The 24,447-nt window shown below is 53.3% G+C and carries 19 protein-coding genes and 2 pseudogenes; 11 read left to right on the forward strand and 10 right to left on the reverse strand.

Annotated features, from left to right (window positions below; all coding sequences use genetic code 11):
* Positions 1–12 precede the first annotated feature (12 nt).
* Positions 13–1,725, reverse strand: coding sequence for a helix-turn-helix domain-containing protein (locus tag QW71_RS28840; RefSeq protein ID WP_235441583.1), 1,713 nt, complete (start codon positions 1,723–1,725; stop codon positions 13–15).
* Between the two features lie 146 nt (positions 1,726–1,871).
* Positions 1,872–2,879 (reverse strand): ABC transporter substrate-binding protein, encoded by a 1,008-nt coding sequence (locus QW71_RS28845; RefSeq protein WP_039307525.1) that lies wholly within the window; start codon positions 2,877–2,879, stop codon positions 1,872–1,874.
* Positions 2,880–3,302: 423 nt separating this feature from the next.
* Between QW71_RS28845 and QW71_RS28850 the strand changes: the two genes are divergently transcribed.
* From QW71_RS28850 to QW71_RS28860, 4 genes and pseudogenes are all read left to right on the forward strand, one after another.
* Entirely contained in the window at positions 3,303–6,662 is a 3,360-nt protein-coding gene (locus tag QW71_RS28850; RefSeq protein WP_052770393.1) for an Ig-like domain-containing protein, read from the forward strand.
* 174 nt (positions 6,663–6,836) lie between these two features.
* A pseudogene (locus tag QW71_RS37405) lies at positions 6,837–7,493 on the forward strand (SPFH domain-containing protein); the annotation flags it as partial.
* A gap of 11 nt (positions 7,494–7,504) precedes the next feature.
* A pseudogene (locus QW71_RS42305) lies at positions 7,505–8,011 on the forward strand (SPFH domain-containing protein); the annotation flags it as partial.
* On the forward strand, positions 8,008–9,015 hold the full coding sequence (locus QW71_RS28860) for a sugar kinase (protein ID WP_039307527.1): 1,008 nt from the start codon (positions 8,008–8,010) through the stop codon (positions 9,013–9,015). The pseudogene QW71_RS42305 and the gene QW71_RS28860, both read left to right, overlap by 4 nt.
* A gap of 117 nt (positions 9,016–9,132) precedes the next feature.
* On the opposite strand, the gene QW71_RS42065 is transcribed toward QW71_RS28860, so the two are convergent.
* Positions 9,133–9,693: a hypothetical protein gene (locus QW71_RS42065; protein WP_063776477.1), complete on the reverse strand. Its 561-nt coding sequence runs from the start codon at positions 9,691–9,693 to the stop codon at positions 9,133–9,135.
* A gap of 256 nt (positions 9,694–9,949) precedes the next feature.
* Between QW71_RS42065 and QW71_RS28870 the strand changes: the two genes are divergently transcribed.
* Complete coding sequence (locus QW71_RS28870; RefSeq protein ID WP_052770396.1) at positions 9,950–10,858, forward strand: L,D-transpeptidase family protein; 909 nt, start codon at positions 9,950–9,952, stop codon at positions 10,856–10,858.
* A 63-nt stretch (positions 10,859–10,921) separates the two neighbouring features.
* On the opposite strand, the gene QW71_RS28875 is transcribed toward QW71_RS28870, so the two are convergent.
* The gene (locus QW71_RS28875; RefSeq protein WP_039307530.1) at positions 10,922–11,902 is read right to left on the reverse strand and encodes an N-acetylglucosamine kinase; all 981 of its coding nucleotides are present in this window, start codon (positions 11,900–11,902) and stop codon (positions 10,922–10,924) included.
* 201 nt (positions 11,903–12,103) lie between these two features.
* Between QW71_RS28875 and QW71_RS28880 the strand changes: the two genes are divergently transcribed.
* Entirely contained in the window at positions 12,104–12,412 is a 309-nt protein-coding gene (locus QW71_RS28880) for a hypothetical protein (protein WP_039307533.1), read from the forward strand.
* On the opposite strand, the gene QW71_RS28885 is transcribed toward QW71_RS28880, so the two are convergent.
* Positions 12,413–13,324: a copper amine oxidase N-terminal domain-containing protein gene (locus tag QW71_RS28885; RefSeq protein ID WP_039307535.1), complete on the reverse strand. Its 912-nt coding sequence runs from the start codon at positions 13,322–13,324 to the stop codon at positions 12,413–12,415.
* 179 nt (positions 13,325–13,503) lie between these two features.
* Between QW71_RS28885 and QW71_RS28890 the strand changes: the two genes are divergently transcribed.
* Entirely contained in the window at positions 13,504–14,055 is a 552-nt protein-coding gene (locus tag QW71_RS28890; protein ID WP_039307537.1) for an RDD family protein, read from the forward strand.
* Positions 14,056–14,150: 95 nt separating this feature from the next.
* Here QW71_RS28890 and QW71_RS28895 read toward each other — a convergent pair whose 3' ends face one another.
* Genes QW71_RS28895 through QW71_RS28905 form a run of 3 tightly spaced genes read right to left on the reverse strand, consistent with a single transcriptional unit; the run spans position 14,151 to position 17,336 of the window.
* Positions 14,151–16,529 (reverse strand): carboxypeptidase-like regulatory domain-containing protein, encoded by a 2,379-nt coding sequence (locus tag QW71_RS28895; RefSeq protein ID WP_039307539.1) that lies wholly within the window; start codon positions 16,527–16,529, stop codon positions 14,151–14,153.
* Positions 16,519–16,863 (reverse strand): hypothetical protein, encoded by a 345-nt coding sequence (locus QW71_RS28900; protein WP_039307541.1) that lies wholly within the window; start codon positions 16,861–16,863, stop codon positions 16,519–16,521. The genes QW71_RS28895 and QW71_RS28900 overlap by 11 nt, the downstream gene beginning before the upstream one ends.
* Positions 16,860–17,336 carry a sigma-70 family RNA polymerase sigma factor gene (locus QW71_RS28905; protein WP_235441584.1) on the reverse strand — a complete coding sequence of 159 codons (477 nt, stop codon included), beginning with the start codon at positions 17,334–17,336 and terminating at the stop codon, positions 16,860–16,862. The genes QW71_RS28900 and QW71_RS28905 overlap by 4 nt, the downstream gene beginning before the upstream one ends.
* Positions 17,337–17,913: 577 nt before the next feature.
* Between QW71_RS28905 and QW71_RS41055 the strand changes: the two genes are divergently transcribed.
* The 4 genes from QW71_RS41055 to QW71_RS28925 all read left to right on the forward strand — a co-directional run bounded on the left by QW71_RS41055 (position 17,914) and on the right by QW71_RS28925 (position 22,083).
* On the forward strand, positions 17,914–18,669 hold the full coding sequence (locus tag QW71_RS41055; RefSeq protein ID WP_039307543.1) for a YjgB family protein: 756 nt from the start codon (positions 17,914–17,916) through the stop codon (positions 18,667–18,669).
* A gap of 226 nt (positions 18,670–18,895) precedes the next feature.
* On the forward strand, positions 18,896–20,050 hold the full coding sequence (locus QW71_RS41890) for a winged helix-turn-helix domain-containing protein (protein WP_039307545.1): 1,155 nt from the start codon (positions 18,896–18,898) through the stop codon (positions 20,048–20,050).
* Positions 20,051–20,136: 86 nt separating this feature from the next.
* Positions 20,137–21,426 carry an MFS transporter gene (locus QW71_RS28920; RefSeq protein WP_039307547.1) on the forward strand — a complete coding sequence of 430 codons (1,290 nt, stop codon included), beginning with the start codon at positions 20,137–20,139 and terminating at the stop codon, positions 21,424–21,426.
* 81 nt (positions 21,427–21,507) lie between these two features.
* Positions 21,508–22,083: a histidine phosphatase family protein gene (locus tag QW71_RS28925; protein WP_039307550.1), complete on the forward strand. Its 576-nt coding sequence runs from the start codon at positions 21,508–21,510 to the stop codon at positions 22,081–22,083.
* A 319-nt stretch (positions 22,084–22,402) separates the two neighbouring features.
* Here QW71_RS28925 and QW71_RS28930 read toward each other — a convergent pair whose 3' ends face one another.
* Together QW71_RS28930 and QW71_RS38345 are read right to left on the reverse strand one after the other, a co-directional pair.
* Entirely contained in the window at positions 22,403–23,182 is a 780-nt protein-coding gene (locus tag QW71_RS28930) for a TatD family hydrolase (RefSeq protein ID WP_047014037.1), read from the reverse strand.
* A 25-nt stretch (positions 23,183–23,207) separates the two neighbouring features.
* Positions 23,208–24,332, reverse strand: coding sequence for a stalk domain-containing protein (locus QW71_RS38345; RefSeq protein ID WP_052770398.1), 1,125 nt, complete (start codon positions 24,330–24,332; stop codon positions 23,208–23,210).
* Positions 24,333–24,447 lie beyond the last annotated feature (115 nt).

Here is a 24,447-nt window from a genome sequence, read left to right on the forward strand (position 1 = left end):
CTGCTACCCCTGCTACCCGCCCGCTCCCCCCAGCAGCCTGGGCAGCAGGGTCAGCAGCCGCTCGCGGGTCAGGGCGTCGCCGGAATTCCATTTGGCGCCGTCCAGCATATAGACGCGGCCCTCCTGTACGGCGGGCAGGCTGTTCCACAGCGGCGTCCGCAGCAGCTGCTCCATGGCTTCCCGCGAGTCTTCGCGCTCCGGGATGAGCATGAAGACGCGGTCCCCCGCGTAGCTGTGCAGCTTCGCCGGGTCCACCTCGCCGAAGCCAAGACCCTGGTCCAGCATGCCCTTAATCTCTGCCGTCGGCTGCAGGCCGCCGGGAGCATACAGGGCCGTGGACAGTCCGGTCATCGCCATAGCAAACAGGCGGTTGCCATGGTCATAGAACAGCGCGGAGGCGGTTTCTCCCGGATGGAGCCCCTCTGCGTACAGACGCTGCCACATGGCAGCGTTTTTGGCGTGGTAGGCCTCCAGCCAGGCTTCTGCTTCGCGCTGCCTGCCGAGCCACCCACCAAGTATCCGCAGCCGATGCTCGAGCGGCGCGAACGAATCGAAGGTGAGGGTCGGGGCGATACCGGAGACACGCGTATAGGCGCGCTCGTCCGAATTCGCGATAATAATCAGGTCAGGGTTGATTAACCGGGTCAGCTGCGGGTCCAGCGGGAAGCCGACATTGGCCAGATTCTTAACCCGGTGCTTATAGACGCTGTTCCGGGCGAAGGCCTCATCGCCTCCGGCCGGCTTGACTCCCAGCGCCAGCAAATCTCCCAGTGTCTCCCCGTGGTAGACAATCCGCTTCGGACGCTCCGGAATTTCCACCTCATGCCCCGTCCAATCCTTGACGGTAACTTTGCGCTGCTGGGCCTGGGCATACTGCCCGGGCGTGACTCCCGTCTTCTGCCGGAAGCGGCGGCTAAAGTAATATTCATCGGAGAAGCCCACCAGCCGGGCGATTTCGCGCAGCGGCTCGGCGGATTCCAGCAGATAGTTCTTGGAATGCCCGATGCGCAGATCGGTCAGATAATCGAGCGGCCGCTTGCCGGTCAGCTTCTGGAAGATAGGGGTGTATTGCCAGGGAGAGAGTTGTGCCAGCTCCGCAAGCTGCTTCACCGTAATGCTCTCCATATAATGATCCTGCAGGAATTGGATCGTACTCTCCACGGATTGCGCGGGACTGGGCAGCTGGCGGGTGGAGTAATTATGTTCAAACAGCAGGAGCAGCAGCTCCTGGAACTGCAGCTGCTGTCTGAAATACTGGAGTTCGTCCGCGCTGCCCTGGTTCGCAAGCAACTCTTCCGCGAGTCGGATTACCCGGGTGAAGGGGTGGGCGATTAGCTCTTTCCGGCCGGGCAGCAATTCAGCTGTATAGCAAGCAGGGGAATCTCCAGCCGTGATAGCGGCAAAGGATATCAAATAATAGTATAGTGTCATTTCCGCGTTATCCGTACTGTAGGAAGTTCCGGGGGACAGCAGACAACACTTGTCTGCATGTACTGAAAAGGCCGGCTGCTCCCCGATACAGAGCTCACCGCGGCCTCCGGTAAAGATTAGAAGTGTATGCTGACCGGCAGTCTGCACAGCGGACACAGTGTCGGCACTCTGGATTACCAGCTCAATGCCCCTTAGCTGAAACAACAGGGAACGGAGCGGAACTGCCGGCAGGGCCGGAGCCGCTGCAAGTGCGGGGGCAGGGGGGAGTCCCGGGTTCAGGGCATTCTGTCGCAAGGCTCGGCACTCCTTTCAGGGCAGTTGAATTTATATGTATATTGAGAACGATTATCAATAAACCTCATTGTATATAAAATAAAGCAGCTTATCAACATTAGTTGATAAGCTGCTTTTAATATTCGTCCTGTCTGCATGCGTAATCGTTACTTATTCAGCATGGCGGGGATTTCGCCCAGCAGCCATTCTCTGGTGGCGGCATCACTGGAGGTTTTCATGATGTCCTGTGTATAGACGTAACCGTTCTTAACGGCCGGCAGGCTTTTCCAGACTGCACTTTCCAGCAGCTTGTCGGTCGATGCCTTGGCTTCGTCAGCTACCGGCGTCAGAAGGAATATGCGGTCCCCTGCGTATTCCCGGATAACCTCCATCGAAATCTCCTGGAAGCCCATGTCGGCGTCAAGCACCTTTTGGATCGCCGGAGTAGGCTTGAATCCGTTCTCTCCATACAGTACCTGCGAAAGGCCGGTTGTAGCCATTACAAACAGTCTGTCGCCCGGATAGTAAGTGAAGACTGCGGCGGTTTCGCCTTCCTTCATGCCTGAAGCTTTAAGCTGGGCCCACATGGCGTCTTCCTGCGTCTGGTACTGGGCCAGCCAGGCTTCTGCTTCTGCCGTCTTGCCCAGGATACCGCCGATTTCCTGCATCCGTTCCTTCAGCGGGGCGAAGGTATCGAAGATAATGGTTGGAGCGATTTTGGACAAGGCATCGAAATCAGCCTCTTCAATTCCGGCATAGATGATCAGATCCGGCTGAAGCTCAAGCGTCTTCTCCAGGTTGATCGGGAAGCCGACATCTTCTACCCCGGTCAGTTTGTCCTTGAACACCTGGCCTTCAGCCATGGAGAGCGGATAGCCAATGGCCTGTACGCCCAGCGCAATCAGATCGCCGTAAGTTTCCCCGGAGTAGATGATCCGCTGAGGGTTCACAGGAATCTCAACCGTATGGCCTTTGTAATCGGTGTAAGAGCGTGTTGTGGCTGCCGGTTCTGCAGTAGCTTCTGCGGTTGGAGCAGAGGTTGCAGCGGTATTGCCGGCAGCTGTGTTAGCCGCAGCGTTGCCTTCATCATTCTTGGTGCTGCTGCAGGCGAGCAGTAAGGTGCTCATCAGGAAGATGATGCACAGGATAGCGAAAGGTTGTCTTGCCTTGTTCATTGTAAGTATGCCTCCCCATGTGTATATCGACTACCAATAATGATAATCATTCTCGTTGAAATCATCATAGAGGATAACTATCCATTACTCAATGGACAAAACCCAAAGCGGGAATCGAGTTTGTGCAAAAGAAGAATGGAGTATGTGCAAAGCCGGATATCCGTTGTGAATTTTCAGGTTTTAAAAAAAGAATGAGGCTATTCAGACTACATTCAGTTTGGGTTGTTATGATGCATTCAGCCTACCTCTTGAGCAGGGTGTTTTAGAGGTGTTCTTTTTCCGCGGATTGTGTAAATACATAGATGAATAATCGATTTATTACCGTTGTTATAAGAAAAAAATATAAGTCTTTAGTACCTGAATTTAAAGTCAGGATATGTCGATAAGAGATTCAAATCATAATTCAACAAGGAGGATAACAGATTGAAGAAAAACAGTTATTTCCGGTTTTTGCTGATGGCATTGCCGCTGCTTCTGGTATTGACTAACGGGGGATTGGCGCTGGCGGCCACCACTGTAACGGTCTCCAAAATTGTGCTGAATGCAAGTGAACTTACGCTCGCGGTGGAAGAGACTTCGGCTCTAACAGCTACTGCGGTCTATTCCGACAGCACATCAGGGGACGTGACGGTTAACAGTGACTGGTCCAGCGATAAGCCGGCGGTAGCCACCGTATACAACGGGATTGTGACGGCCAAGGCGGAAGGGACAGCTACGATTGTTGCGGTATTTACATATAGTGACGGCACGAAGTTTTCCCAGGCCGCAACGGTTACTGTAACCAAGAAGGTCAAAGCCCTGACGCAGAATGTCCAGAGCCTGGACCTCCGCAAAGCCGATTCGGGCAGCATTATTCTGACCGCAACGTATTCGGATAATACAACGGATGCCACGGTTGCGAACAAGGCAGTCTGGAGCACAAGCGATGCTGCGGTAGCTACCGTGGTAAACGGTGCAGTCAAAGGGATCTCCTCCGGGACTGCCACAATCACAGGCGTATACGGCAAAAAAACCATCACCGTCACAGCGAATGTAGAGGTAGCCAAGTGGATCGAAGCGGATCAGCCGGAGCTTGCGCTTTTGCTGAAAGAGAGCTCGGCTGTTAAGCTTACAGCTACTTTCCAGGATGGCACACAGGAGAATGTAACGTCCCTGGCCACCTGGTCCTCCAGTGATGAATCGGTTGCCGATGTCCTTAAGGGCGTCATTACCGGCTACAAGCAGGGAACGGCGGTCATCACCGCCAAATACGGCACCAAGACTACCACAGTAGAGGTGACGGTTGACCAGACCAGTAAACTGGTTGTGGATGATCAGAGTGTTTTTCTGAAGACGGAAGAAGCTCAGCAGCTTAAACTCACCGCAGTCTACCCGGATGGGACGACCAAAGATGTGACCAGCACCGCGGTCTGGAGTTCGAGCGATCCCAGTATTGCTTATGTATATAAAGGCAAGGTTTACGGCTATACAGCCGGAACGGCGACGATTACAGCAGCCTATGGCGACAAGTCTGTACAGGTGGATGTGGACGTTGCGGTGGCCCGGTATCTGGATCTGAGCGAAGAACAGCTTAGCCTGAAGACAAGCTCCACCCATGCGCTTACCCTGACGGCGACCTATGCCGATGGCAGCACCGAGGATGTCACTTCTAAGGCGGCATGGAGTTCGAGCGATGAGCTTGTTGCTTTTGTCAAAAAAGGATCCCTCACTACTTATAAATTGGCTGGAACCGCAACAATCTCTGCCGTCTACGGCACACTTGAAACCTCGACCCAGGTGGAAGTAGGAGCTGTAAGCAAACTGGTAGCCAGCGATGATAATGTATTCCTGCAGATCAGCGGTACGAAGCAGCTTGTGCTGACTGCCGTTGCAGGCGACGGGTCCTCATCGGATGTTACAAGCAGTGCGGTATGGACCACAAGCGATAAGAGCATCGCTCTGGTCAGCAAAGGCCTGATCACCGGTTATTCCGTAGGTACGGCGACCCTTACAGGAACTTATAATGGAGCGGCGGCCACGGTTACCGTTGATGTGGGAACAGCAAGACATCTGGCCTTAAGTGAAACCAGTCTGAATCTTGCGGTGGATGCTGCCAAGGTGCTTGTGCTCAAGGCGACTTTTGCGGACGGTACGGTAACCGATGTAACCAGCAAGGCAACCTGGACCTCCAGTGATGAAGCTGTGGCTTATGTGGATAAAGGAAATATTACAACCTACGCAGAAGGTAATGTAACGATAACGGCGGTCTATGGCGGGAAGACAGTCACTGCAACAGCTGCTGTAGGTAAAAGCAATAAGCTCAGCGTCGACAACGACAGCCTGAACCTGCGCCTGAACGGAACTCATCAGCTTGTGCTGACTGCCCTGGATGCAAGCGGCACTCCAAGCATAGTGACAGACAGCGCAGTCTGGACCACTGCTGATGAGAATATCGCTATCGTGACCAAAGGTCTGGTTACGGGCTACAAGTCCGGCAAAACTACAATTACCGCCGTTTATGGCGGCAAAACCCTCACCATTGCGGTGAGTGTCGAAACAGCTGCGCGCCTGAATCTTACGGTCAGCAAGCTGAATCTCGGCAAGGACCAGAGCAAAGCAGTAACGGCTATGGCCAGTTATGAAGACGGAACTTCACAGGATGTCACAGAGGATGCAGTGTGGAGTACGGATAATGCGGATGTAGCTGACGTTAGCAAAGGAACCATTACCGTCTATGCTACAGGCAGTGCTGTAATTGCGGTCTCTTACGGCGGCAAGACGGCAACGGTCAAAATCACGGCAGGCACACCGGACAAACTGTCGCTGCAGGCCACAACCATTGAACTGAAGGAAGACGAGACTTATCAGGCCGAGGCTACCGGCAGTTACAGCGATGGCAGCGACAAGACGATCACGAGTGAGGTGGAGTGGAGCTCCAGCGATGAGAAGATTGCCGAAGTTAAGGACGGTCTGATTACCGGCCTTTCTGTCGGTACAGCAGTGATTACCGCCAAAATAGGGACGGAGAAGGCCGCAATTACCGTGAATGTGGGCCTTGTGGATGAGCTGGCTGCCAATGTGAGCCTGATTACGATGTCTGCCGGAGACAAGGAGCAGATTACACTGACTGCCACGGATTCCGCCGGTGTAGAGAGTGATGTAACGGCGGATGCGGATTGGAGCTCAGCCAAGACTACAATTGCTACGGTCAAAAAAGGTCTTGTAACCGGAGTGCTGAAGGGCAAAACGGCGATCACCGCCTCCTATGGAGGGCAGAAAGTGACGGTCAATATTGAAGTGGATCAGATCACTGTCATCGAAGCATCGGTGACCAACCTGGCGATGAAATCCGGCGATACGGCAAAAATTACAGTGAGCATCACTTACAGCGACGGCAAAACCAAGGATGTGACGGACAAGGCGGAGTGGAAAAGCGGAAGCTATAAGATCGTCACAGTTACCGGCGGCTCGGTCAAGGCAGTGGCTTACGGCAAATCCTATGTGACGGCCAAATACGGCGGCAAAACCGTCAAAGTCCCCGTAACCGTTGATGTGCTGAAATATCTCGAGGTCAGCCAGATGAATCTTACGTTGAGCGTTGGCCAGTCTGTGCCGCTGGCGGCAACGGCTACTTTTGAGGACGGCAGTGAATCGGATGTGTCCAAGACGGCAGTCTGGGCTTCCGCCAAGGAGCTTGTAGCTACCGGCAAAAACGGGCTGATTAAGGCCAACAGTAAAGGTACTGCGAGCATATCCGTGAAATACGGCGGCAAAACCGTGAAGATAAAGGTCACTGTAAAATAACTTACTTACACTTGCCTCATTTTCCATTTTGGAGAATGAGGTGGTTTTTTGCGGATTTTTGTTATTAACATATTGATAATATCATTAAAGTCTGCTAAGATGTTGTTAATAACAAATTAATAATAACATTTAGTTAATATCAATTGCTAAAATAAACAACAGGAGGTAATGACCATGTTCGGATTCCGCTTCGTAAAGTTCCAGCCCAGTGAATATGTCCTTAAGGTGAAGAACGGTAAGGTAGTGCAGGAAGGTGTGGGACTTTCTTTCCATTATTACGTGCCTACGACCTCGGTTGTAGTGGTGCCGGTCTCTTCGATTGATGTACCGTTTATGTTCGAGGAAATTACGGCTGATTATCAGACGGTGACCGTGCAGGGGCAGCTGACCTACCGGATCGTGGATTACCGCAAGACTACGCAGATTCTTAACTATACCTATAATCTGCGGAAGAACACCTACCTCTCCGATGATCCGCACAAGCTGGCCCAGCGGGTGATCAATATCGCCAAAGTGCTGACCAAGAAGCAGCTCGGGCAGCTGCCGCTGAAGGAAGCCATTCAGTCGAGTGAACGTCTGGCTAAGACAATTAAGCTCGAAATCGGACAGAGTTCGGAGATAGAGAAGCTGGGCATCGAGCTGATGGGGCTGTCCATTCTGGCAATCGTGCCGAATAAGGAAACGCTGCGCGCGCTGGAGGCGCAGGCCCGGGAAGAGATTCTCCGCAGCGCCGACGATGCGCTCTATGAACGGCGTAATGCCTCGATTCAGCAGGAGCGGCGGGTGAAGGAGAATGAGCTGAATACGGAGATCGCCGTGGAGACGAAGAAACGGCAGATCCGCGCAGCGCCGACGATGCGCTCTATGAACGGCGTAATGCCTCGATTCAGCAGGAGCGGCGGGTGAAGGAGAATGAGCTGAATACGGAGATCGCCGTGGAGACGAAGAAACGGCAGATCCGCGAAACCCAGCTCGATGCCGAACGCTCGGTGAAGCAGAAGCAGAATGAGATGAAGGAGGAGCAGCTCAGCTTCGATACTGCGCTGGAGGAGAAAAAGCAGGAGCTGATTGAACTGACGGTGGCGAATCAGAGAGCAGAAGCGGATGCCAAGGCCTACGAGTTATCGGCGGTGATGAATTCGCTCCAGGGCGTAGCACCTGGTGTACTTCAGGCACTGACGAATGTAGGCATGAATCCGGATAAGCTGATTGCCATCGCGTTCCAGGAACTGGCTGAGAATGCCGGGAAGATCGGGCAGCTCAATATTACCCCGGATCTTTTGCAGGGAATTATGGCCGGATCGCCGGGTAACGGGGCGGGCGCGGCAAGAGGAGGCAACGGACGATGAGCAGCCCGGTATCCGAGAACAAGATTATTCTGATCAAGCGCAAGACGCGCCTGGAAGAACTGGTGGTCCGCTACAATACGATCCAGCAGGCCCAGTTCTATATTGAACGGCTGGGGGCCGATTTCAGCGATTATTTGAGCGAGGACTTCACTTACCGCAAGGCGGTAGAGGCTGCTGTAACCGAGCTGAGCGCGGTAGGCCGGCTGCAGCTTCTGGACCGGCAGCATGTGCCGAACTTTATTTTTGGAGAGCGGGATACAGTAGTGGTGCTGGGGCAGGACGGTCTGGTGGCCAATACACTGAAATACCTGCGGGAGCAGCCGCTGATCGGTGTGAATCCGGATCCGCAGCGCTGGGATGGTGTGCTGCTGCCCTTCACGGTTAAGGACCTGCGGCAGCTGGTGCCGGAGGTGCTCCGCAGCCAGCGGCAGGTGCGCGAGGTTACACTTGCCAGGGCAGAGCTGAACGACGGTCAGAGCCTGTACGGTGTCAACGATCTGTTCATCGGCCGCCGGACCCATGTCTCGGCCCGTTATCAGCTTGAACTGAACGGTACGCTGGAGCAGCAGTCCTCCAGCGGGATTATTGTCTCCACCGGCATGGGCTCCACCGGCTGGCTCAAAAGCGTTCTCGCCGGAGCAGCGGGAATTGTCAGCCAGGCGGCACAATGGCAGGCAGCGGAACGGGTGACGGTAAATGCGGGCTTGGAAGCACACGCGTCTGTACATGGGGGCAGACCGCAGGAAAGCGGTGCGGTGCTCAAGCTGGCCTGGGATCATCCGGAGCTCTACTTTACGGTACGGGAGCCTTTTCCCAGCCGGACGACTTCGGCCGATCTGGTATTCGGCAGGATCAACAGCCGCATGCCGCTGCGAATTACTTCGCAGATGCCGGAGGACGGGGTAATCTTCAGTGATGGAGTCGAGAGCGACTACCTGGAATTCAACTCCGGCGTAGAGGCAACGATTAGCCTCGCGGAGAAGAGGGGACGGCTTGTAGTCTAACATGCATATGTATGATGTCCAGGCGCGAAGCGCAGATACAAGGAAGGGGTTCTCCGCAGTGCCGCTGGTACGGCTGAGAGAACCCCTTTTGTCTTGAACCGCTTATTCCGGCTTATATTACTGCTGGAAGCTGCGTCCCTGATTCATCGGAGAACCGTAGGAATGGTTAGTCTGCATGGGTGTATGCAGCGGCTGCGGGTTAAATGAAGAGTTAATTGAAGAGTTAATTGGGCTATGCAGTGAATTTACCGGCTGGCTATTGGAAGTGAAGGACGGGCTGAAGGAAGAATTATATCCTCCAGAGCCTGTGCTGAAGCTTTGATTGCCAGAGTTACCAGTACTGAAGCTTGGGATTCCTGTATTAAAGCCCTGTTGTTCGGTATTGAATCTTTGAATACCACCTGTATTGTAGCCGGCAGTCGGAATCTGCTCCAGCTGTCTGATTAACTGCGAGACCTGCTGCAGCTGCTGCATAGCGGTCTGATGGCCCTGCAATGCCTGCTGAATCATCTGAATGGCCTTATTGCTGTGCTGGCTGAGCTCCTGCAATTTGGCGGCATGCTCCTGCTCCTGCTGCAGAAGCTGCTGATAATTCTGCGTGCCCTGCTGGGTCTGTGTCATTAGCTGCTGGATGATTTGCTCGCTTTGGCTGATCTGGCTGGAATGGTTTGAATTCAAAGTAAGTGGCCTCCTTGGCGGGTGCTGTAATGGTCATGCGGGCTTATTATCTCTGGCGGAGGCACTTAATATTCATCCTCATGAAACCGCACGCGAAGCATAGCTTGAACGGTTACAATTGTGCAAACTCTGCTTCAAATCCGCAGGGACGAGTTGATATGAATAGGTACAAGCTGCTGTGCAACTAATGCGGCAGACTGACGTCTATGTAGAAAAGAGTTTCCAGAATCACCCATAACCTGGAGGTGGGGCAACCATGAATCTGCGTGAGCGTATCAGCCTGACTACAACTTATGTTCCAAGGAGCATCAAGCTTATGCTTGTGTTCGCAGTGCTGTTCACAGCATGCTTCACAGGATCAGCCGCAGCAGCGTCATCATCATCCTCAGATCTGATTATTGTGAACAAAAAGACGAATAAGCTGGCCTATTTCAGCGCCGGTAAGCTGGAGAAGGTTTTTCCGGTCGCCACCGGCAAGACCCAGAGCCTGACGCCTGAAGGCAGCTTCAAAATTGTGGTCAAAATCAAGAACAGACCCTATTACAAAGAAAAGATTCCCGGTGGCGATCCGGCCAATCCGCTGGGCGACCGCTGGCTGGGACTGGAAGTGAACAACACCTACGGAACCACCTATGCCATTCATGGCAACAATAATGAGGCCTCCATCGGTAAATATGTCAGCGCCGGATGCATCCGGATGCATAATGAGGATATCCACTGGCTGTATCCAAGGGTAGCCAATAACACTCCCGTGATCATTACTAGTTCAGGACTTGATATGGCAAGCATCGCAGTGAAGAGCGGCTATTCCACCGGGCCGACAATGATTGCGGGCGTCTTTATCATCAATGGAGAAAAGCTGGAGGTTAAGGATTCTTTCCTGCTGGAGAATTCACGGGTATTCGTTCCGCTCCGCGAATCGGTTGCCCTGCTGGGCGGAACCTTGAAGCAGGAGGCGGGAACCGGAGCGCTTATCATCACTATAGGTGAGCACACCGCGGTCCATCAACCGCTTAGCGAAACAGCGAAGGTGAACGGCAAAACGGTGGCCATGCTGGCCTCGCGGAGCGTAAACGGGCGGTTGTATATTCCCTTAGGCAGCTTGACGCCGCTCTTTGGCCTTCCCGTCATATGGAATGCCAAAGAGGCGACTGCGGTGCTGTGAAGCGGCTAAACTAGAAGCTGCCAGATGAAGGTCTAACCGTAGCAATCACGCGCTGCATATATGTCATTGCGGCAGCTTGCTGCTATGCTGCAGCCGGCTGATTATGTTTTCCGTGACCGGCCGGCCTAATTGCTCCAATGCATATAGGACAGCTCCTGCTTCGGGCGGGAGCTGTGGTGTTACCACGGTATACTGCTTGATAGCGCCATTCTTTAGTAATTTACGCATTTCAGCCTGGAAGTAACCGCTGTTTGCTACACTGCCAATAAAGGCTACCGGGACGGTCTGCTGCGCAAAAGAAGAAGCCAGCAGCCCGATGCCAGTCTTAATCTGCTCTGCAGCCCTGCCGCAGACCCGGCCGGCGGCGGAGCTTCCGTGCTCCGCTTCTTCCGTAACTATAGGAGCAAATTCTCCAAAACGTCTGTCCCGGGCTTTCCGGTCATCGTCAAACCCTTCGCTCGCAAGCTGGTATAATTCAGACACAGCAGTAACATTCCAGTGTGCCAGCATCCGGGCGACAAGCAGCTCATCGCTGGAATCCGTGTGACTGGCCAGTACTTCAAAGACGGTATCGTATGAGAGGAGCCGGGCGGCACTTGCGGCATAATGATGGAAGTCATAATTGCGTAAATAACGTCCGTCTTCATTAATGGCAATAATGATGGAGCCGGTTCCCGAGATGACAATAATGCCGGGCTGCGCAAGCAGGGCTCCGTAATGGGCGATAAGCGCGTCATTGACATGCCACTTCGGACAGGTCAGCTCCGGAACCCCGGTGAGCGGCAGGATCCAGTTCAAATCCTCCGGCGAGTCATAGCCGGCAATTCCGGCAGCGATGCCGATGACCCTTCCGGGCTCGATCCCCCCGCTTACCAGCGCTTCTATAATCGCTGACCTTACGTTATGCTGAGCGGCAGAATCCCGGTATGCGGAAGCGCTTCCCTTTTTGCAATAAGCCAGTACATTTCCCTCGATATCGGCGGCGATGACGCGGGTATACGTCCCGCCTCCGTCTATTCCAATTACAACCTCCGCACGCTGCATTCCGAACACCTCTTCACATTCTTTTCTACAGAATACTATAATCACTCCAGTGTTGGATATAACGCAGGCAGATACTGTGAGGGGAAAATGCTCCCTCACGGCAGCCGCTATACCGGGAGCTTGCAGTTGCTGATGCAGGATTAACAGGGTAAATATAGAATTTATAGAAAGACACTGGAAAACAATGATTCGGAGGACAAAATGAGTAAACTCGCAACTTTTATAGCAGAGATGCTGCGTTTAGTGTTTTTGCTGATTCTGACCTTATTCTTACTTGGGAGCCTGGAACAGTCGATCTTCAAGATGCTATATGGATGGACCGGGTATATGTATACTGCAGTAATCGGTAATTTACTCGTGTTCTTTGTGTTATACCGGAACTATTGGCAGTTCAAGGGCTGGTACAAATCGGAGAAGAATCAGAAGCTGAAGCCGGTGTGGACCCGGAGTCTGAGTGCCGCCGCGCTGCTGCTGATTCTTGTTCCGTTTGTGGTACCGTTCTGGATGTAGTTAGTTTTGTACAGAGGATGATGCTTCCCCTGGAATTTCAAAGAACTCATTTAGCTTCATATTTTGTTGCCCGACCGTCCTGGAGACACCCGTAGCATCTATGAATCCATAGGTTGCCTCCATAACCGGAAGCATCAGATGATAGAATGCGAGGCTACCCTTATAGGCGGGCATTTTTCCGGCCTGATCCACAATTTTGTACGGTACAAAGAAGAGTCCGGCAGAGGATGGGGCACTGTAGTCTATTTTGGCAGACCAGATCTCTTCCGCATAATTACCTGCAACTTCATAATACGAGATACCAGGCCCGCCTTGAATGAAGAAACGGCCCGCTGTGCCTTCCGGGAAATAATAGTCCTGATTCTGTGACTCATTAATGATAGGGATTTGCTTAAGCGTACTGACGCGGGGAAAATGAAGGGCTGCTGTTCGGGCTTCCCCCAGATTCGCGGATTGGAGTTGAGTGATCAGTGCCCCGCTTGCTTTGGCGATATACACACTCCGGGTGGCTGCATTCCAGATTACATGAGCATCGGCTGCTTCTGCTATGAAGCGGATCGGCACCATGACTCTGCCTTTAAGCAAAACCGAGGCGACAGGCAGTGCGGTTGGTTTGCTTCCAATCAGGGCGTTTTTTTGACCCGCAACCAGTGTGATTGTTTCCCCGCTGCGGCCAATTGTAACCGTCTTGGTGCCATTGTTCCAAGCGACAGTAATCCCCGGGATATGCTTCACTACATTTAGCGGGACCATGGTTGTGCCTTGTGTGAGGTAAGGGGGAATGTCCGTGCTTATCGTGGAGTTGTTTATTTCTACTGTAATGGTTGGAGCTGAAGCAGGGGCGGCCAGGGCAGTGCCGGACAGCAATATTAGCAGCAGCAGCGGCAGGCAGATAAATTTGATGACTTTCATCTTGAGTAGTCCTCCTTCGAGAATTTTGTTGGTTTACTAAAATTATACAGTTATAGACGCCGGATCTATTTGAAAGTTGCGTATATGCCAGTTGTACATATCTTGGTACATACCCGATGGAAAGGCTGCGTCGCACAGCAGGCTGTCGGATTGATTATTATACACTGAGGGGGAACAGTATGGAGCAGCGGGTAGAGGAACAGCTCGATTTGGATGACTACGTAGGTTTTTGGAAAAGGGTGCTGATCAGCTTCATAGATTTTCTGATTCTGGCCCTTCCTACGTATTTTTTGAACAGGTTTTGCGTCTCTGCCGCAGAGTCGGCGGAGTCGGCGTTTCCACTTTTTATTCAGTTTGTGCTGCTGATAGGCTTCAATGTGTTCATGGTTGTCAAATATGGAGGGACTCCGGGCAGACTGCTTCTGGGGGTAAGAATTATTAATGAGGACGGGAGATATCCGGCGCTGAAGCAGGCTTTGATTAGATATCTCTTCTTCATCGTCAACGGCTTTCTTGCGGTTATTGTGAGTTTGAACACTGAGGAATTATCTGCGGTTTCCAGCAGTCTGGCCAACTGGAGCCCGCTCGCCACGAATTTGAATGTGTTTTTTGGCTGGGTCGTGGTCGCCGATTGCCTATTCGTTGCATTCACCCGGCGCAACCGGGCGTTGCATGATATGATGGCCGGAACCTATGTGGTTAAGAAGAATGCACTGGACCGTCTTGTTTGAGCCAAAAGAATAGATAAGCCAACTCGCAAAGGGGATAGACCAGACGGCGCTGCCGCTCCTGTTCTATCCCCTTTGCGCGCTGCTCCGGAGGTGGATTAGCCCACCTCCAGAACAGCCTTCATGAACGTCTTGAGCGCGGAATCCCCGCTTTCTCCAATCCATTCCCTGAGCTTTCCGGACCTTGCTGTATATAGCTCCAGCATCTGTTTCAGCTGCCGGTCAAAGAGCTCAGGCTGTCCGGTACGCTCTGCCTTCATCAGGGTTATCAGCTTCGCCCAGTTAACAGTGCTGGAGCCGGGACTATGCTGGGGATAACGCTGAGCAAGCTTTAGTACGTCATCCAGCGGCTGTCCCGCCGCCAGCTCTGCAGCCAGATAGCTGCCGATGAAGCGGTGGCTGCCATCCTCCTCCAGTGAGGCGACGAATTGGCTGCGGGCTTCGTCCAATTCCCCCTGGTACATCAGCGCGATAGCATTAATTCCCTGATCATAGCTGTGCGGTTTCTGCTCACGCAGTTCAAGAAACCAGGAATAATAATGATTGTAGCTTTTCCAGTCGGACTGCTCATAGTAGTAGTGCGCCAGGTTGAAGACATAGTCTGCAGTCGGACGCAGCTCTACAAGCTTCACTAGCAGAGGTATCGTTGCGGCTTCTAAGGATTTGTCTTTAGTATAGGAAGCCTTGGCTGTCATGAGATGAACCAGCATCTTGAGGGCATGGTCATCCTGCGGATCTCCGGCATAGTCGTGGCGGTACGCTTCCAGTGCCTGTTCAAGCTTCTGCGCTTTAACCAGCTGATCGGCAGCGGTAAGACTGCGTGATTGTAAATAGAAGAAAGGCAGATTGCCGACGGTGTCCTCGTTCAGCCTGTAGCCATTGCTGCGGGTAATCACCCGCCCGGATTCATCATAGACTTCGATGCTCCACGAGAAGCGTCCGCTTGGATCGGCGAAGCCGAGCAGAGAGGAAGGCTTAACGGATTCCCAGCCTTCTCCGCTGCTGCTGGTGGAGAAACCGCCGCTGTTATACAGCTCTGTTACAGGGATGGAAATCTTATTCCCCGTGATATGCTGGCGGATTACATAACTGAAGGTGCTGCCTTCCGCTGAGACTGTGCCGCTGAGGCTATAGGAAGCCGCGTTCTTAACGGCTTCCCACTCAAATTCTACAGAATCTCCTGTAAGGATCTGTGAATTTACCGGTGATTTCAGCTCCAGCAGAGGCTGAAGGATAATATTATTAGTCAAACGATCATTTGGTTTGATCTCGATCCAGTCATCAGTCTGCACAGGCCAGGTCCAGCCGTCGATCTGCTCAAAGCTCAGGCCCAGATGAAGCTGGTAATAGCCGGGAATGACGCCTGAGAATGAAAAGCGGCCCTGCGCATCCGTGTAGATTTCATATGGCTCCGAGCCATTTAACACACTATGACTCACTTCGCTCTCCGGCCGCAGGAAGATGCCTGCCCGTGAGACTGGAGTTCCGTCGCTGTAGGTTAGTGTCCCTGACAAGGTGGCAGGAGCAGAGTTTCCTGCTTCCGCAGCGGATAATAAAGCGTTCCGCATCAGGAGCAGTTGCCGCTCTGATTCAGAATGTGGCTCCTCCAGAAACTGTGAAGTTGCTTTTAAGGATTCCGGTGGGGATGCAGAGACCGTGGAGCCTTGGAAGTTTTTGGAGTCTTTGGAGTCTTGGGAGTCTTGGGAGTCTCCGCCATTCCCCTCGTTCATCTCCTGATATTTCTGGTCACGGACCTCCTGATAACTCTCCAGTCCGTTGCTTACCAGCTTCAGCGCTCCGCTGCTGTCTCCCTCTGCAAAAAGCAGCCGTGCACTCAGCCAGGCCGAACGGGCATTTAATTCTTCTTCACCATAATGCCCCGGGGAGTCAGCCTGCATGAGCAGCACTTTTGCAGCCGCCCAATTGCCTGCACTCAGTGCCCGCTGTGCCTGAAGCAGGAGCAGTTCTCTGGCCAAAGAGGATTTGCTGCTAATTCTTGCAATAGCCTCCGTAAGGACCTTGTCTCCGTCACTTCCGGTGCCAAGCACATCATATTCATAGGCCAGCTGTTTAGCCGCAGTAAGCAGATAGCGGTCTATAGGGCCTTCTAGCACATACTCCTTCAGGAACCGCAGCTTATCCCCGGGAAGTAGTAGCGAAGGGGGTTCTTCGTTATTGTTCTGGCTCCACTGGCTTGAGGAAGAACCGATATATACATTGTACTGATATGGCGGCCTCGCATTGCCGGGCTCAATGATCCTGGTACGGATGAGGGTCATTCGTTTACTGCCGCTGTTGGAATTCAGAGTGTTCAGCAGTTCCTCGCGTGCCTTGGACACGGTATTTGCAGCTGCGGAGGTTGCAGGCTGAACCGAAGGCGCTGCTGCCTGCTGAAGAACACCCGGTATTACTATCAACAGCGCAAGCGGAAGCAGCACGAACAGCACCAGCTGTTTGACCTTGATTCTAATTTTCATGGCGTCTCACCGCCTGTTCATAAATGTCTTTCCAATACGTATTGCCGCCAGCTTCAATCAGTTCCCGCTGGCCCTGTACGGGTAGTGTACGGGCCTCCTGTTCCGGGGTCCCGCTCTGCGGGTAGCATAGGATCAGCGCACCTGCGATTAACAACGCAGATAGCGCACCTAGTGGCTTGAGCGGGATTTCCAGTTCCTTATTCCATAGTGCCCGCAGGCGGGCCAGCGGTGCGGAAGGGTGAGTCTGCTGCAGAACCCTTTCCTGTCCGCTGAAGGAGAGGCAGCTCAACTCTTCATCCAGGCGGCGTTTAATGTTTTCTTGTTCACTGCTCATAGAGCATGCCCCTCCTTCTCCAGAATCTGCTTCAGCAGTAACCGTCCCCGGGATAACCGGGATTTCACCGTATTGTCCGGTAATCTCAACTGCCCGCTGATCTCACGGATGCTCATCTCATGGTAATAGTACAGCGTCAGGCATTCGCGGTAGATGTAATCCAGACTTCTTACAGCTTCACTTAGCCGCAGATTATGCCATTCTGCTATAAACAGCTCTTCTGCGCCTGCGGAGGCGCCTGCTTCATTCTGTACCCAGGCCCCGCCCTCCGGCGCAGGAAAAATATTTCGCCAGCTCCATGTCCGCTGCCTCATCCGGCAGCGGTTAACCACGATGGTAATCAGCCAGGGGCTCAGACGCTGAGGGTCCTTCAGCTGCCCGATTTTGGCATAGGCCTGAATGAAGGTATCCTGCACGGCTTCCTCGGCAGATTGCCGGTCCCGCAGCAGCAGCCAGGCGGTCCGGAGCAGCATATCCCCATATTGCTCCATTAGCTGGCGGAGAGCGCACTCATCCCTGGCCTTGATTCTCTCTATAATATCCAGATGAAGCTCCCCTCCCTTTATTAGTAAGATGCGTGCTGCGGGAGGAAGGTTGCGTGCCGCAGGGAAATAATTCCTGAATTGAAGGGCTTGAGCAGCGAATCTGCTTCTCAATTGCAGAAAGTGCAATAGAAAACGCGTTTTTGGAGGCTGGAAAGCAATCTGCTGTATTTGATGCAACAGAATTTTGAGGAATGGCTGTATAAGGGTGTTTTTGTGATTTTTGACTGCAGAAAGTGCAATAGAATCAAATTTCGGGTAATTTTTAGGGAGTTCAATTGTACTAAATGCAACAGATCCGGAAATGCAGCTTTGGGGGGCGGGGAGCGGTAAGGGCAACGCTGCAACTACACGCTGCAGCATCAGTCCCAGCTGCTCCATGCCAAAAATCTTCTATAGAAGGAGCAGCCTGAGAAGGAGCATCGTGCAACCTTTAGCGGGGGCACTGCGTCATAGGTTAACAGTTTAGACTTTAAAAGACGGTACCTATTATGAAGGAGATGGCATCATGATCACATCATTCAAAACGATAGCAGGCATAATTCTACTCGGCGGAATGCTCAGTCTAACGGCTTGTAATTCCGGTAAGCCGGATGCGGCGAATACCGGCGGAACGGCTGCGCAAGCCTCGGAGCTTCCGGCGTCTGCACAGCCGGAAGGGAGTCCCGCCCCGGCGGCGGGCACGGAGCCGGCTGAAGCTGGCGGCGCTGCAGCAACAGCTGCGCCTGACGCGGCTCCTGCTGCGCAAGGCGGCACTGGCGCGGCCGCTTCACCTGCGGCTGCAGAGCCTGGCGCAGCGGCGGGAGCCGCGTCGGCCGCTACGCCGCAGGAGCTGAGCAAGCAACTGAAAGAGCTGCTGCAGCTTGCCAAGCAGGGCAAGGTGCCCGGCGTGGAATATGCTGCACACAGCGGACTTATTGACGATGTGGAAGCAGCATGGGGAGAGCCGGACACCAAAGAATCGGCAGGCAAAGGCATTTATTCCACGTATGCCGGCAAGCACGTGGTATTCGGCTTTAACAAGGGCAGCCAAATCTTCGATGTGCGTTCAAGCGCCTCCGACTTACAGAAGCTGACGCTGAAGCAGATTGAAGAAGTTCTCGGCAAGCCGGACGCTACCTCCGTGAACGGCAGCGATGACATTTATATATTCCAGGCGGGCAAGCAGTACCAGCTCAAATTCATCATCCCGGATTCAACGGGTACCGTGGATCATATCTCAGTATTCTCCAAACAGGATTCCATCAACAATATGGCTGGTTAGAACAGCATCTGTAAATCCCCGGATTGCGGCAGCTGCAGTCACATAGATAGAGTAATTTAAGAAGAGTCCCTTAGCAGCGGCAACTGTGTAGGGACTCTTCTTGATTATCGGATACAAGTACCGGGCAGTTGCCCTCCATGAATGCAGCTGCTGCTATCGTGCACAGAACTTCTTGCTGATATAATCAGTTTATGGGTTGATCTGTAGAAAGAAAAGAGGCACAGCTATGCATCTGGAGTTGAATGAAAGTGAATATAAAGTATCTTCCGGCGGGTTAACCATAGAGCTGCTGCCCAAGGAGTTTGCGCTTTTGCAGTTTCTGTACCGCAACAGGGGACGGACCTTCAGCCGCGAGCAGCTTCTGGATAAAGTGTGGCCCATGGAGTATCCGGTGGAGCGGACCGTCGACGATCATATCTACCGGCTGCGCAAGAAGCTGAGCGGCCTGGGCGGGATTGATATCAAGACCATCCGCGGATTCGGGTATAGCCTGGCCGTGCCGGGCTCGCCGGAAGGGGTAGCAATGACCCCTGCAACGAATGATCCGGAGCTGCGGGATACAATGAGTGAGGTATTCATGAAGTTTCATATCTACGGTCAGGGCAAATCGATGCTGACCCTCGCACGCCAGCAGGACATTCTCGGCTACGAGCTGGACCCGCACTATTCGATGGTCGTTCATTTCGTCCAGGGAGATTTGGAGTGGCTGATCAATACGGACGAGATTCCGCTGAAGGACCGGCTTTTTTACCTCAACCTGTTCTACTTCTTCATTGGTGACCCCAAGGTGAAGATGGAATACGCCGAGCGGCTGATTGAGAAGAATCTGCTGAATCCGCCTGAGCAGCTGGAACTGGAGATTCTAACTATGCTGGATTTGTACACCTTGGCAGGCCAGCCGGACAAAGCGCTGGAACGCCTGAAACGTTCTTATCAGGTAATATCCGAACCGGATTTTGAGAACTTCGTTCCGGCGACGCAGATTACGGAGCTGTTCATACATCTGGTGGCGGGAGCCGGGGATGAGCAGCTGGAGCATATGGACGAAACCGTCAGCCGGACCCTTAGGGACAAGCCTTTTCTGCGGGAGATCGGCGGTTACAAAGTAGTAAAGGGACTCTGGGCGCTTCGGCGGGCACAGTGGGCAGAGGGAGAGAAACTGATACATGAGGGCTTGCAGGTGCTCGATATGTCCGGCTTCGTGCCGTTGCGGTTCTATTCGGTGTACCGGATCTACCATTTCTGCCGCATGTATCTGGCCGGGAGCCCCTTGCGACGCAAGTATGAGCGCCTGTTTACAGCAGAGCTTGAAGCTTTTGGTCTGGTAAGGCTGGAACTGGCTCTCGAAAATCTGCTGCTGCCGCTGCTCGAGTCCCCCTGATAATTCTCTGACAATTCTCCGTTACATTAGGATCATGAATGCATCGCACATTCAATGATATTACATGTAACCTGGAGGAATGTCAGATGGAGCTTACAACCAAGCAGGGAACCAGCCTGCTGCATAACAAAACGTACATGCGGGTGTACAGCGCATTCGCCACGGCAAGCTTCGGCGACTGGTTCGATGCACTGGCTATTCAGGTGCTGGTCGGCTACCGCTGGCAGGCCGGGCCGCTGATGCTGGCGCTTATTCCGGTAGCGCTGGCGCTGCCGAGTATTCTGTTTGGCTCAATTGCCGGCGTGGCTGCCGACCGGCTGGATAAGCTGAAGCTGATGCGTGTCTGCGATCTGCTTACTGCGCTGCTGACTGTACTGGTGCTATTCGCCCCGAGCATGTTCTGGCTGCTGCCTTTGCTGGCGCTGCGTTCAGCGCTATCCACGCTGAATATGCCTGCCCAGCAGTCTTTGACCCGCAGCCTGGTCAGAGAGGACCAGCTGCTGCAAGCCTCGTCGCTCAATGGGCTGGTTAACCAGGGCTCCAAAATTGCCGGCCCTCTGCTCGGAGGTCTGGCGCTCGCTTTCCTTACGCCGCAATGGTGCATACTGATCAATGCCTTGCTGCGCGGCTGCTCTTATCTGCTGCTGCTGTCCGTGAAGAACATCCGCACGGATGAAGAGGACAGCAAACAGCCTGAGGCGCCGGAAGACAAGATTCCGCTGCATACGATGTGGCGGGAAGGCTGGAGCTTCATGCTGCGCAGCCGGATCCTGCTGAGTACTATGCTGTTCGGGCTGGCCGGGGCACTGGTGATTCAAGTGGTCGACTTCCAGTTCACCAGCCTGTTCCGGGTATTTGCACCGGAGCGGGAATCCCTGCTCGGCTGGATGGTAGCCGCTACCGGAGTAGGAGCTGTGCTGATCATACTTCTCCTGAACAAGCTGAATCCGGAAACGGGATATAGCTGGAGGCTCGGCTCGGGATATGTACTGATCGGCGGTTCCATTGCTGCACTTGGATGGCTTCAGCCCGGCGCTTCGATAGTATGGGTTCTGCTGATCGGATTTGTACTGGGGATTGGAAACGGGGTATTTATGGTTACGTTCAATTATTGTCTGCAAAAAGAAACCCCGCCGCATATGACAGGCCGTATCTTCGGCATCCAGAACACCGTACTGAGCACGGTACTTATTGTTGCACCTTTATTAGGCGGCATGCTTGTCCAGTATGCAGGCCCTGCCCGTATTTTTATCAACACCGGCCTTCTGCAGCTCCTTCTGGGTCTGGCGGGTCTGCTCTTCGGACGGCTGCTCTGGCCTGTGGCCAAGCTCAAGTTGGAAGGTGCACAGCCAGCAGCTGCAGTAGAACAGGGGTAGCTTAAAGGCAGACAGTAAGTTTAAGATCAAGCCCTTCGGGGCTTTTTCTGCACTGCCACATTACCTATTCAGGAGGAACTAATGACGACTTATATTTACATGGTGAGACACGGGGATTCACTCCGGACCGGGATGGACGAATGGACGCGCGGCCTATCTCCTGAAGGGGAAGAGGATGCCCGCAGAGTAACAGAATGCCTGCGTAATGAAGGCATTGATGCGTTGTACAGCAGCCCGTATATCCGGGCCATACATACGATTGCCGATTTGGCAAAGGTACTTGGGCAGGAAATCACCCTCAAGGAGGATCTAAGAGAGAAGGTCTGGATGGAGGGCAACCGGCAACTGCCGGACGAGGATCTGTTTGCTTCACTTCAGGCGATGTATGCCGATCCGGACTTTGCTCTGCCGGGCGGGGAATCGAATCGCGAATGCCAGGCAAGGGCGGTAGAAGCGTTGCAGGAAATCCTGCAGGCACATGAAGGAGAAAGAGTTGCCATCGGTACCCACGGGCTGGTAATGGCGCTAATGATGGGCTATTTTGCCCCGGAATATGATCTGGACTTCCTGCTGAAGACCACCAAACCAGATATTTATGTCATGGCCTTCTCGGAAGGCCAATTGACCGGGGTGGAGCGTCTTATAGTTAAGGGATGAGCATGGAGAATGGCCGAAGAACGTACCAAGCCGCGGATGGGCTGGGTGCGTTCTTTGGCGCGGGGGAGGAGAGTGCAAAAATGTTGTACGAAGTGCAGCTTCGGTCCATAGATACCCGGGTAATCCGGATGATTGTTGTATGACATACAAGAATTGTCCTGCCAAACCGCCTGGAGGAGGAGAAATGCTGCCTTTTCTACAACAATTTGAGATTGCGGACGATTTGATGCGGGGAATGTTGTACTTTGTACAGAATTATCTGGCGGTCACCGCGGCGCGGCGGAGTCCATCCTTCGCTGTGGTGACGGTGACAGCTAAACTACAGTCCGTAGAACCGCACCGTATTCGCTGTTAAAATAGCCTTCGCCTCGCTCCAGGTATAACCATGCAGCGCTCCCCAGGCGGCGGCAACGTCATGCACCATTGACGGATGGGTGGTACGCCCGGTGAATGGGCCTTCAAAAGGCCACGGACCATCGGTCTCCGCCATTACCAGCTCCGGCGGGTAGCGGCGCGCGAGATCCTGAATCTCCTGTTCATAGAGAATATCGGGAGTGAACGAAATATAATAGCCGCGGCTGATCATACGGTCGACAGTATCTTTCGGGCCCTTGAACCAATGGAAATGGGCCCGGGTAATGTTATGCTGCTCAAGCAAATCACATACGGTCCAGGCATCTTCGTAGACGGCATGCAGTACCACTGGTTTGGCTAAACATGCCGCCAGGCCAAGGAGTCTGTCCAGAAGCCGGATATAAGGTTCCATATCCCATGCTTCCCCGCGCTCTATAGCTTCGGCCCGGGAATAGTAGGGAAGCCCGATTTCACCTATAGCTGCCATATCCGGGGCATGGAGCGTGATCCAGTCCAGCAGCGCGGCCAGATCCTCTTCCGGCGGCAGCGGCTGCTCGGGATGGAAGCCGTAGGCGGGTCTCACCAGCCCGGGATAACGGGCTGCTACCTCCTGAGTACGCAGACTGGAAGCGAGGTTCATCGAGACCGCAATCAGCGCCTCAATGTCCTGCTCCGGCAGGCTCTGCAGCAAGGGGGATAACAAAGTCTCTTCATATTGGTCCAGATGAATATGGGCATCAATCATGTGTAATCGCTCCTTCCTCTGCAGGTTACTTCTCTACAAATTGCTGAGTGGTATCATGCGGTTCAAAAGTGATCGAGCCAAGCTCCATCCCCGTTGTCCCTGCCTTGTATTCCAGCTTCAGCGTTCCCATGCTCTCGGTCATTCCTACCATTAGGCTGGTATCCGCTAATAGCTTGCCGTCCTTCACCGAGTAGTAGGTAACAGCACCAATACCGGCAGTTTTGCCGAAATATTTCAAGCCGTCTTCTGCACGGTCCGGAATTCTCATCGTTACTTTGGACGGTGTTGCTCCTTTGAGCTCAAGCTTCAGCAGCACATCGTTCTGATCTATTGAAATACTGGAGGATACAGCAGCAGAAGCCGCTTGATCCGCAGCAGGCACGGAGAGCTCCTGCCATTGTTCAGGCTTGACCACATGAACTTCCTGCACTACCAGCGAAGTTCCGGTACCCACTGTGAACACAACCGTTACTTCAGGCTTCCCGTCAGAATCTATATCGGCATAGAAGAGCTGGGGCGGATTCGAGAAATCTCTGTCTACGGTCCAGTCGAAGCTGTGCTTCTTCCCGTTCACTTCCAGGATGAATCCTTTGTAGGTGTTGCCGTCCTTCAGCGCCGCATACAGCTTGACCTTGGCATTATCCCCGGCCACAACGAGGGGTTCAGCGGGAACCCTGACCGTTGTGCTGAGACTGCCCGGCGTAATCGCGACCCGGGTTCCTCCCGCTTCCAGCTCTGTGGTAGCACCCGTAAGAGAATTCAGACTATCTGCCGGAATATATACATGTCCGGCCTTAAGAATAACAGGAGCCTCCAGGCTATCTTTATAACTTCCGTCTGTTTGTGTATAGCGGACCTGGATAGAGGAGCTGCCGGGGGTAAGGACTTTATTATCCCAGCCAGTCGTGAGAGTAAGCTGCTTGAGGACATTATTCCATTGCAGCTGGATAGGGTAAAACTCCTTCAGGGCAAGAGCCGGTACATATAATATCCCATTGGAATGGAATGGCGGAACTTGGGGAAGAACGGCTTGTCCGTCTACCTTAAGGGATAGCGGAGCTGCAGCAGAATGGGCAATATTTATGGATGATGCCGCCGCATGGCCTGCGAGGAGCAGGGCAATAGCGGAAGCGGCAATTAATTTTTTCATAAGATAACCTCCGGAGTCTGGAAATTCCAATCCATTTTATTATAAATGAAAAACTCCGCTTGCGGGTCACGTTCTGTTAACAAAGATAAGTCAAGCCTGTTACGGTTACCTGCTC

Origin of the sequence: Paenibacillus sp. IHB B 3415, from assembly GCF_000802655.2 — a bacterium.
GTDB lineage: Bacteria > Bacillota > Bacilli > Paenibacillales > Paenibacillaceae > Paenibacillus_AQ > Paenibacillus_AQ phytohabitans.

Excerpts from the sequence above, each read along its gene's own strand:
- QW71_RS28845 (WP_039307525.1), bottom strand. The coding sequence starts at position 2,879 with ATGAACAAGGCAAGACAACCTTTCGCTATCCTGTGCATCATCTTCCTG.
- QW71_RS28860 (WP_039307527.1), top strand. The coding sequence starts at position 8,008 with ATGAGCAGCCCGGTATCCGAGAACAAGATTATTCTGATCAAGCGCAAG.
- QW71_RS28870 (WP_052770396.1), top strand. The coding sequence starts at position 9,950 with ATGAATCTGCGTGAGCGTATCAGCCTGACTACAACTTATGTTCCAAGG.
- QW71_RS28875 (WP_039307530.1), bottom strand. The coding sequence starts at position 11,902 with ATGCAGCGTGCGGAGGTTGTAATTGGAATAGACGGAGGCGGGACGTAT.
- QW71_RS28880 (WP_039307533.1), top strand. The coding sequence starts at position 12,104 with ATGAGTAAACTCGCAACTTTTATAGCAGAGATGCTGCGTTTAGTGTTT.
- QW71_RS28885 (WP_039307535.1), bottom strand. The coding sequence starts at position 13,324 with ATGAAAGTCATCAAATTTATCTGCCTGCCGCTGCTGCTGCTAATATTG.
- QW71_RS28890 (WP_039307537.1), top strand. The coding sequence starts at position 13,504 with ATGGAGCAGCGGGTAGAGGAACAGCTCGATTTGGATGACTACGTAGGT.
- QW71_RS28895 (WP_039307539.1), bottom strand. The coding sequence starts at position 16,529 with ATGAAAATTAGAATCAAGGTCAAACAGCTGGTGCTGTTCGTGCTGCTT.
- QW71_RS28900 (WP_039307541.1), bottom strand. The coding sequence starts at position 16,863 with ATGAGCAGTGAACAAGAAAACATTAAACGCCGCCTGGATGAAGAGTTG.
- QW71_RS28905 (WP_235441584.1), bottom strand. The coding sequence starts at position 17,336 with ATGCTGCTCCGGACCGCCTGGCTGCTGCTGCGGGACCGGCAATCTGCC.
- QW71_RS41055 (WP_039307543.1), top strand. The coding sequence starts at position 17,914 with ATGATCACATCATTCAAAACGATAGCAGGCATAATTCTACTCGGCGGA.
- QW71_RS41890 (WP_039307545.1), top strand. The coding sequence starts at position 18,896 with ATGCATCTGGAGTTGAATGAAAGTGAATATAAAGTATCTTCCGGCGGG.
- QW71_RS28920 (WP_039307547.1), top strand. The coding sequence starts at position 20,137 with ATGGAGCTTACAACCAAGCAGGGAACCAGCCTGCTGCATAACAAAACG.
- QW71_RS28925 (WP_039307550.1), top strand. The coding sequence starts at position 21,508 with ATGACGACTTATATTTACATGGTGAGACACGGGGATTCACTCCGGACC.
- QW71_RS28930 (WP_047014037.1), bottom strand. The coding sequence starts at position 23,182 with ATGATTGATGCCCATATTCATCTGGACCAATATGAAGAGACTTTGTTA.
- QW71_RS38345 (WP_052770398.1), bottom strand. The coding sequence starts at position 24,332 with ATGAAAAAATTAATTGCCGCTTCCGCTATTGCCCTGCTCCTCGCAGGC.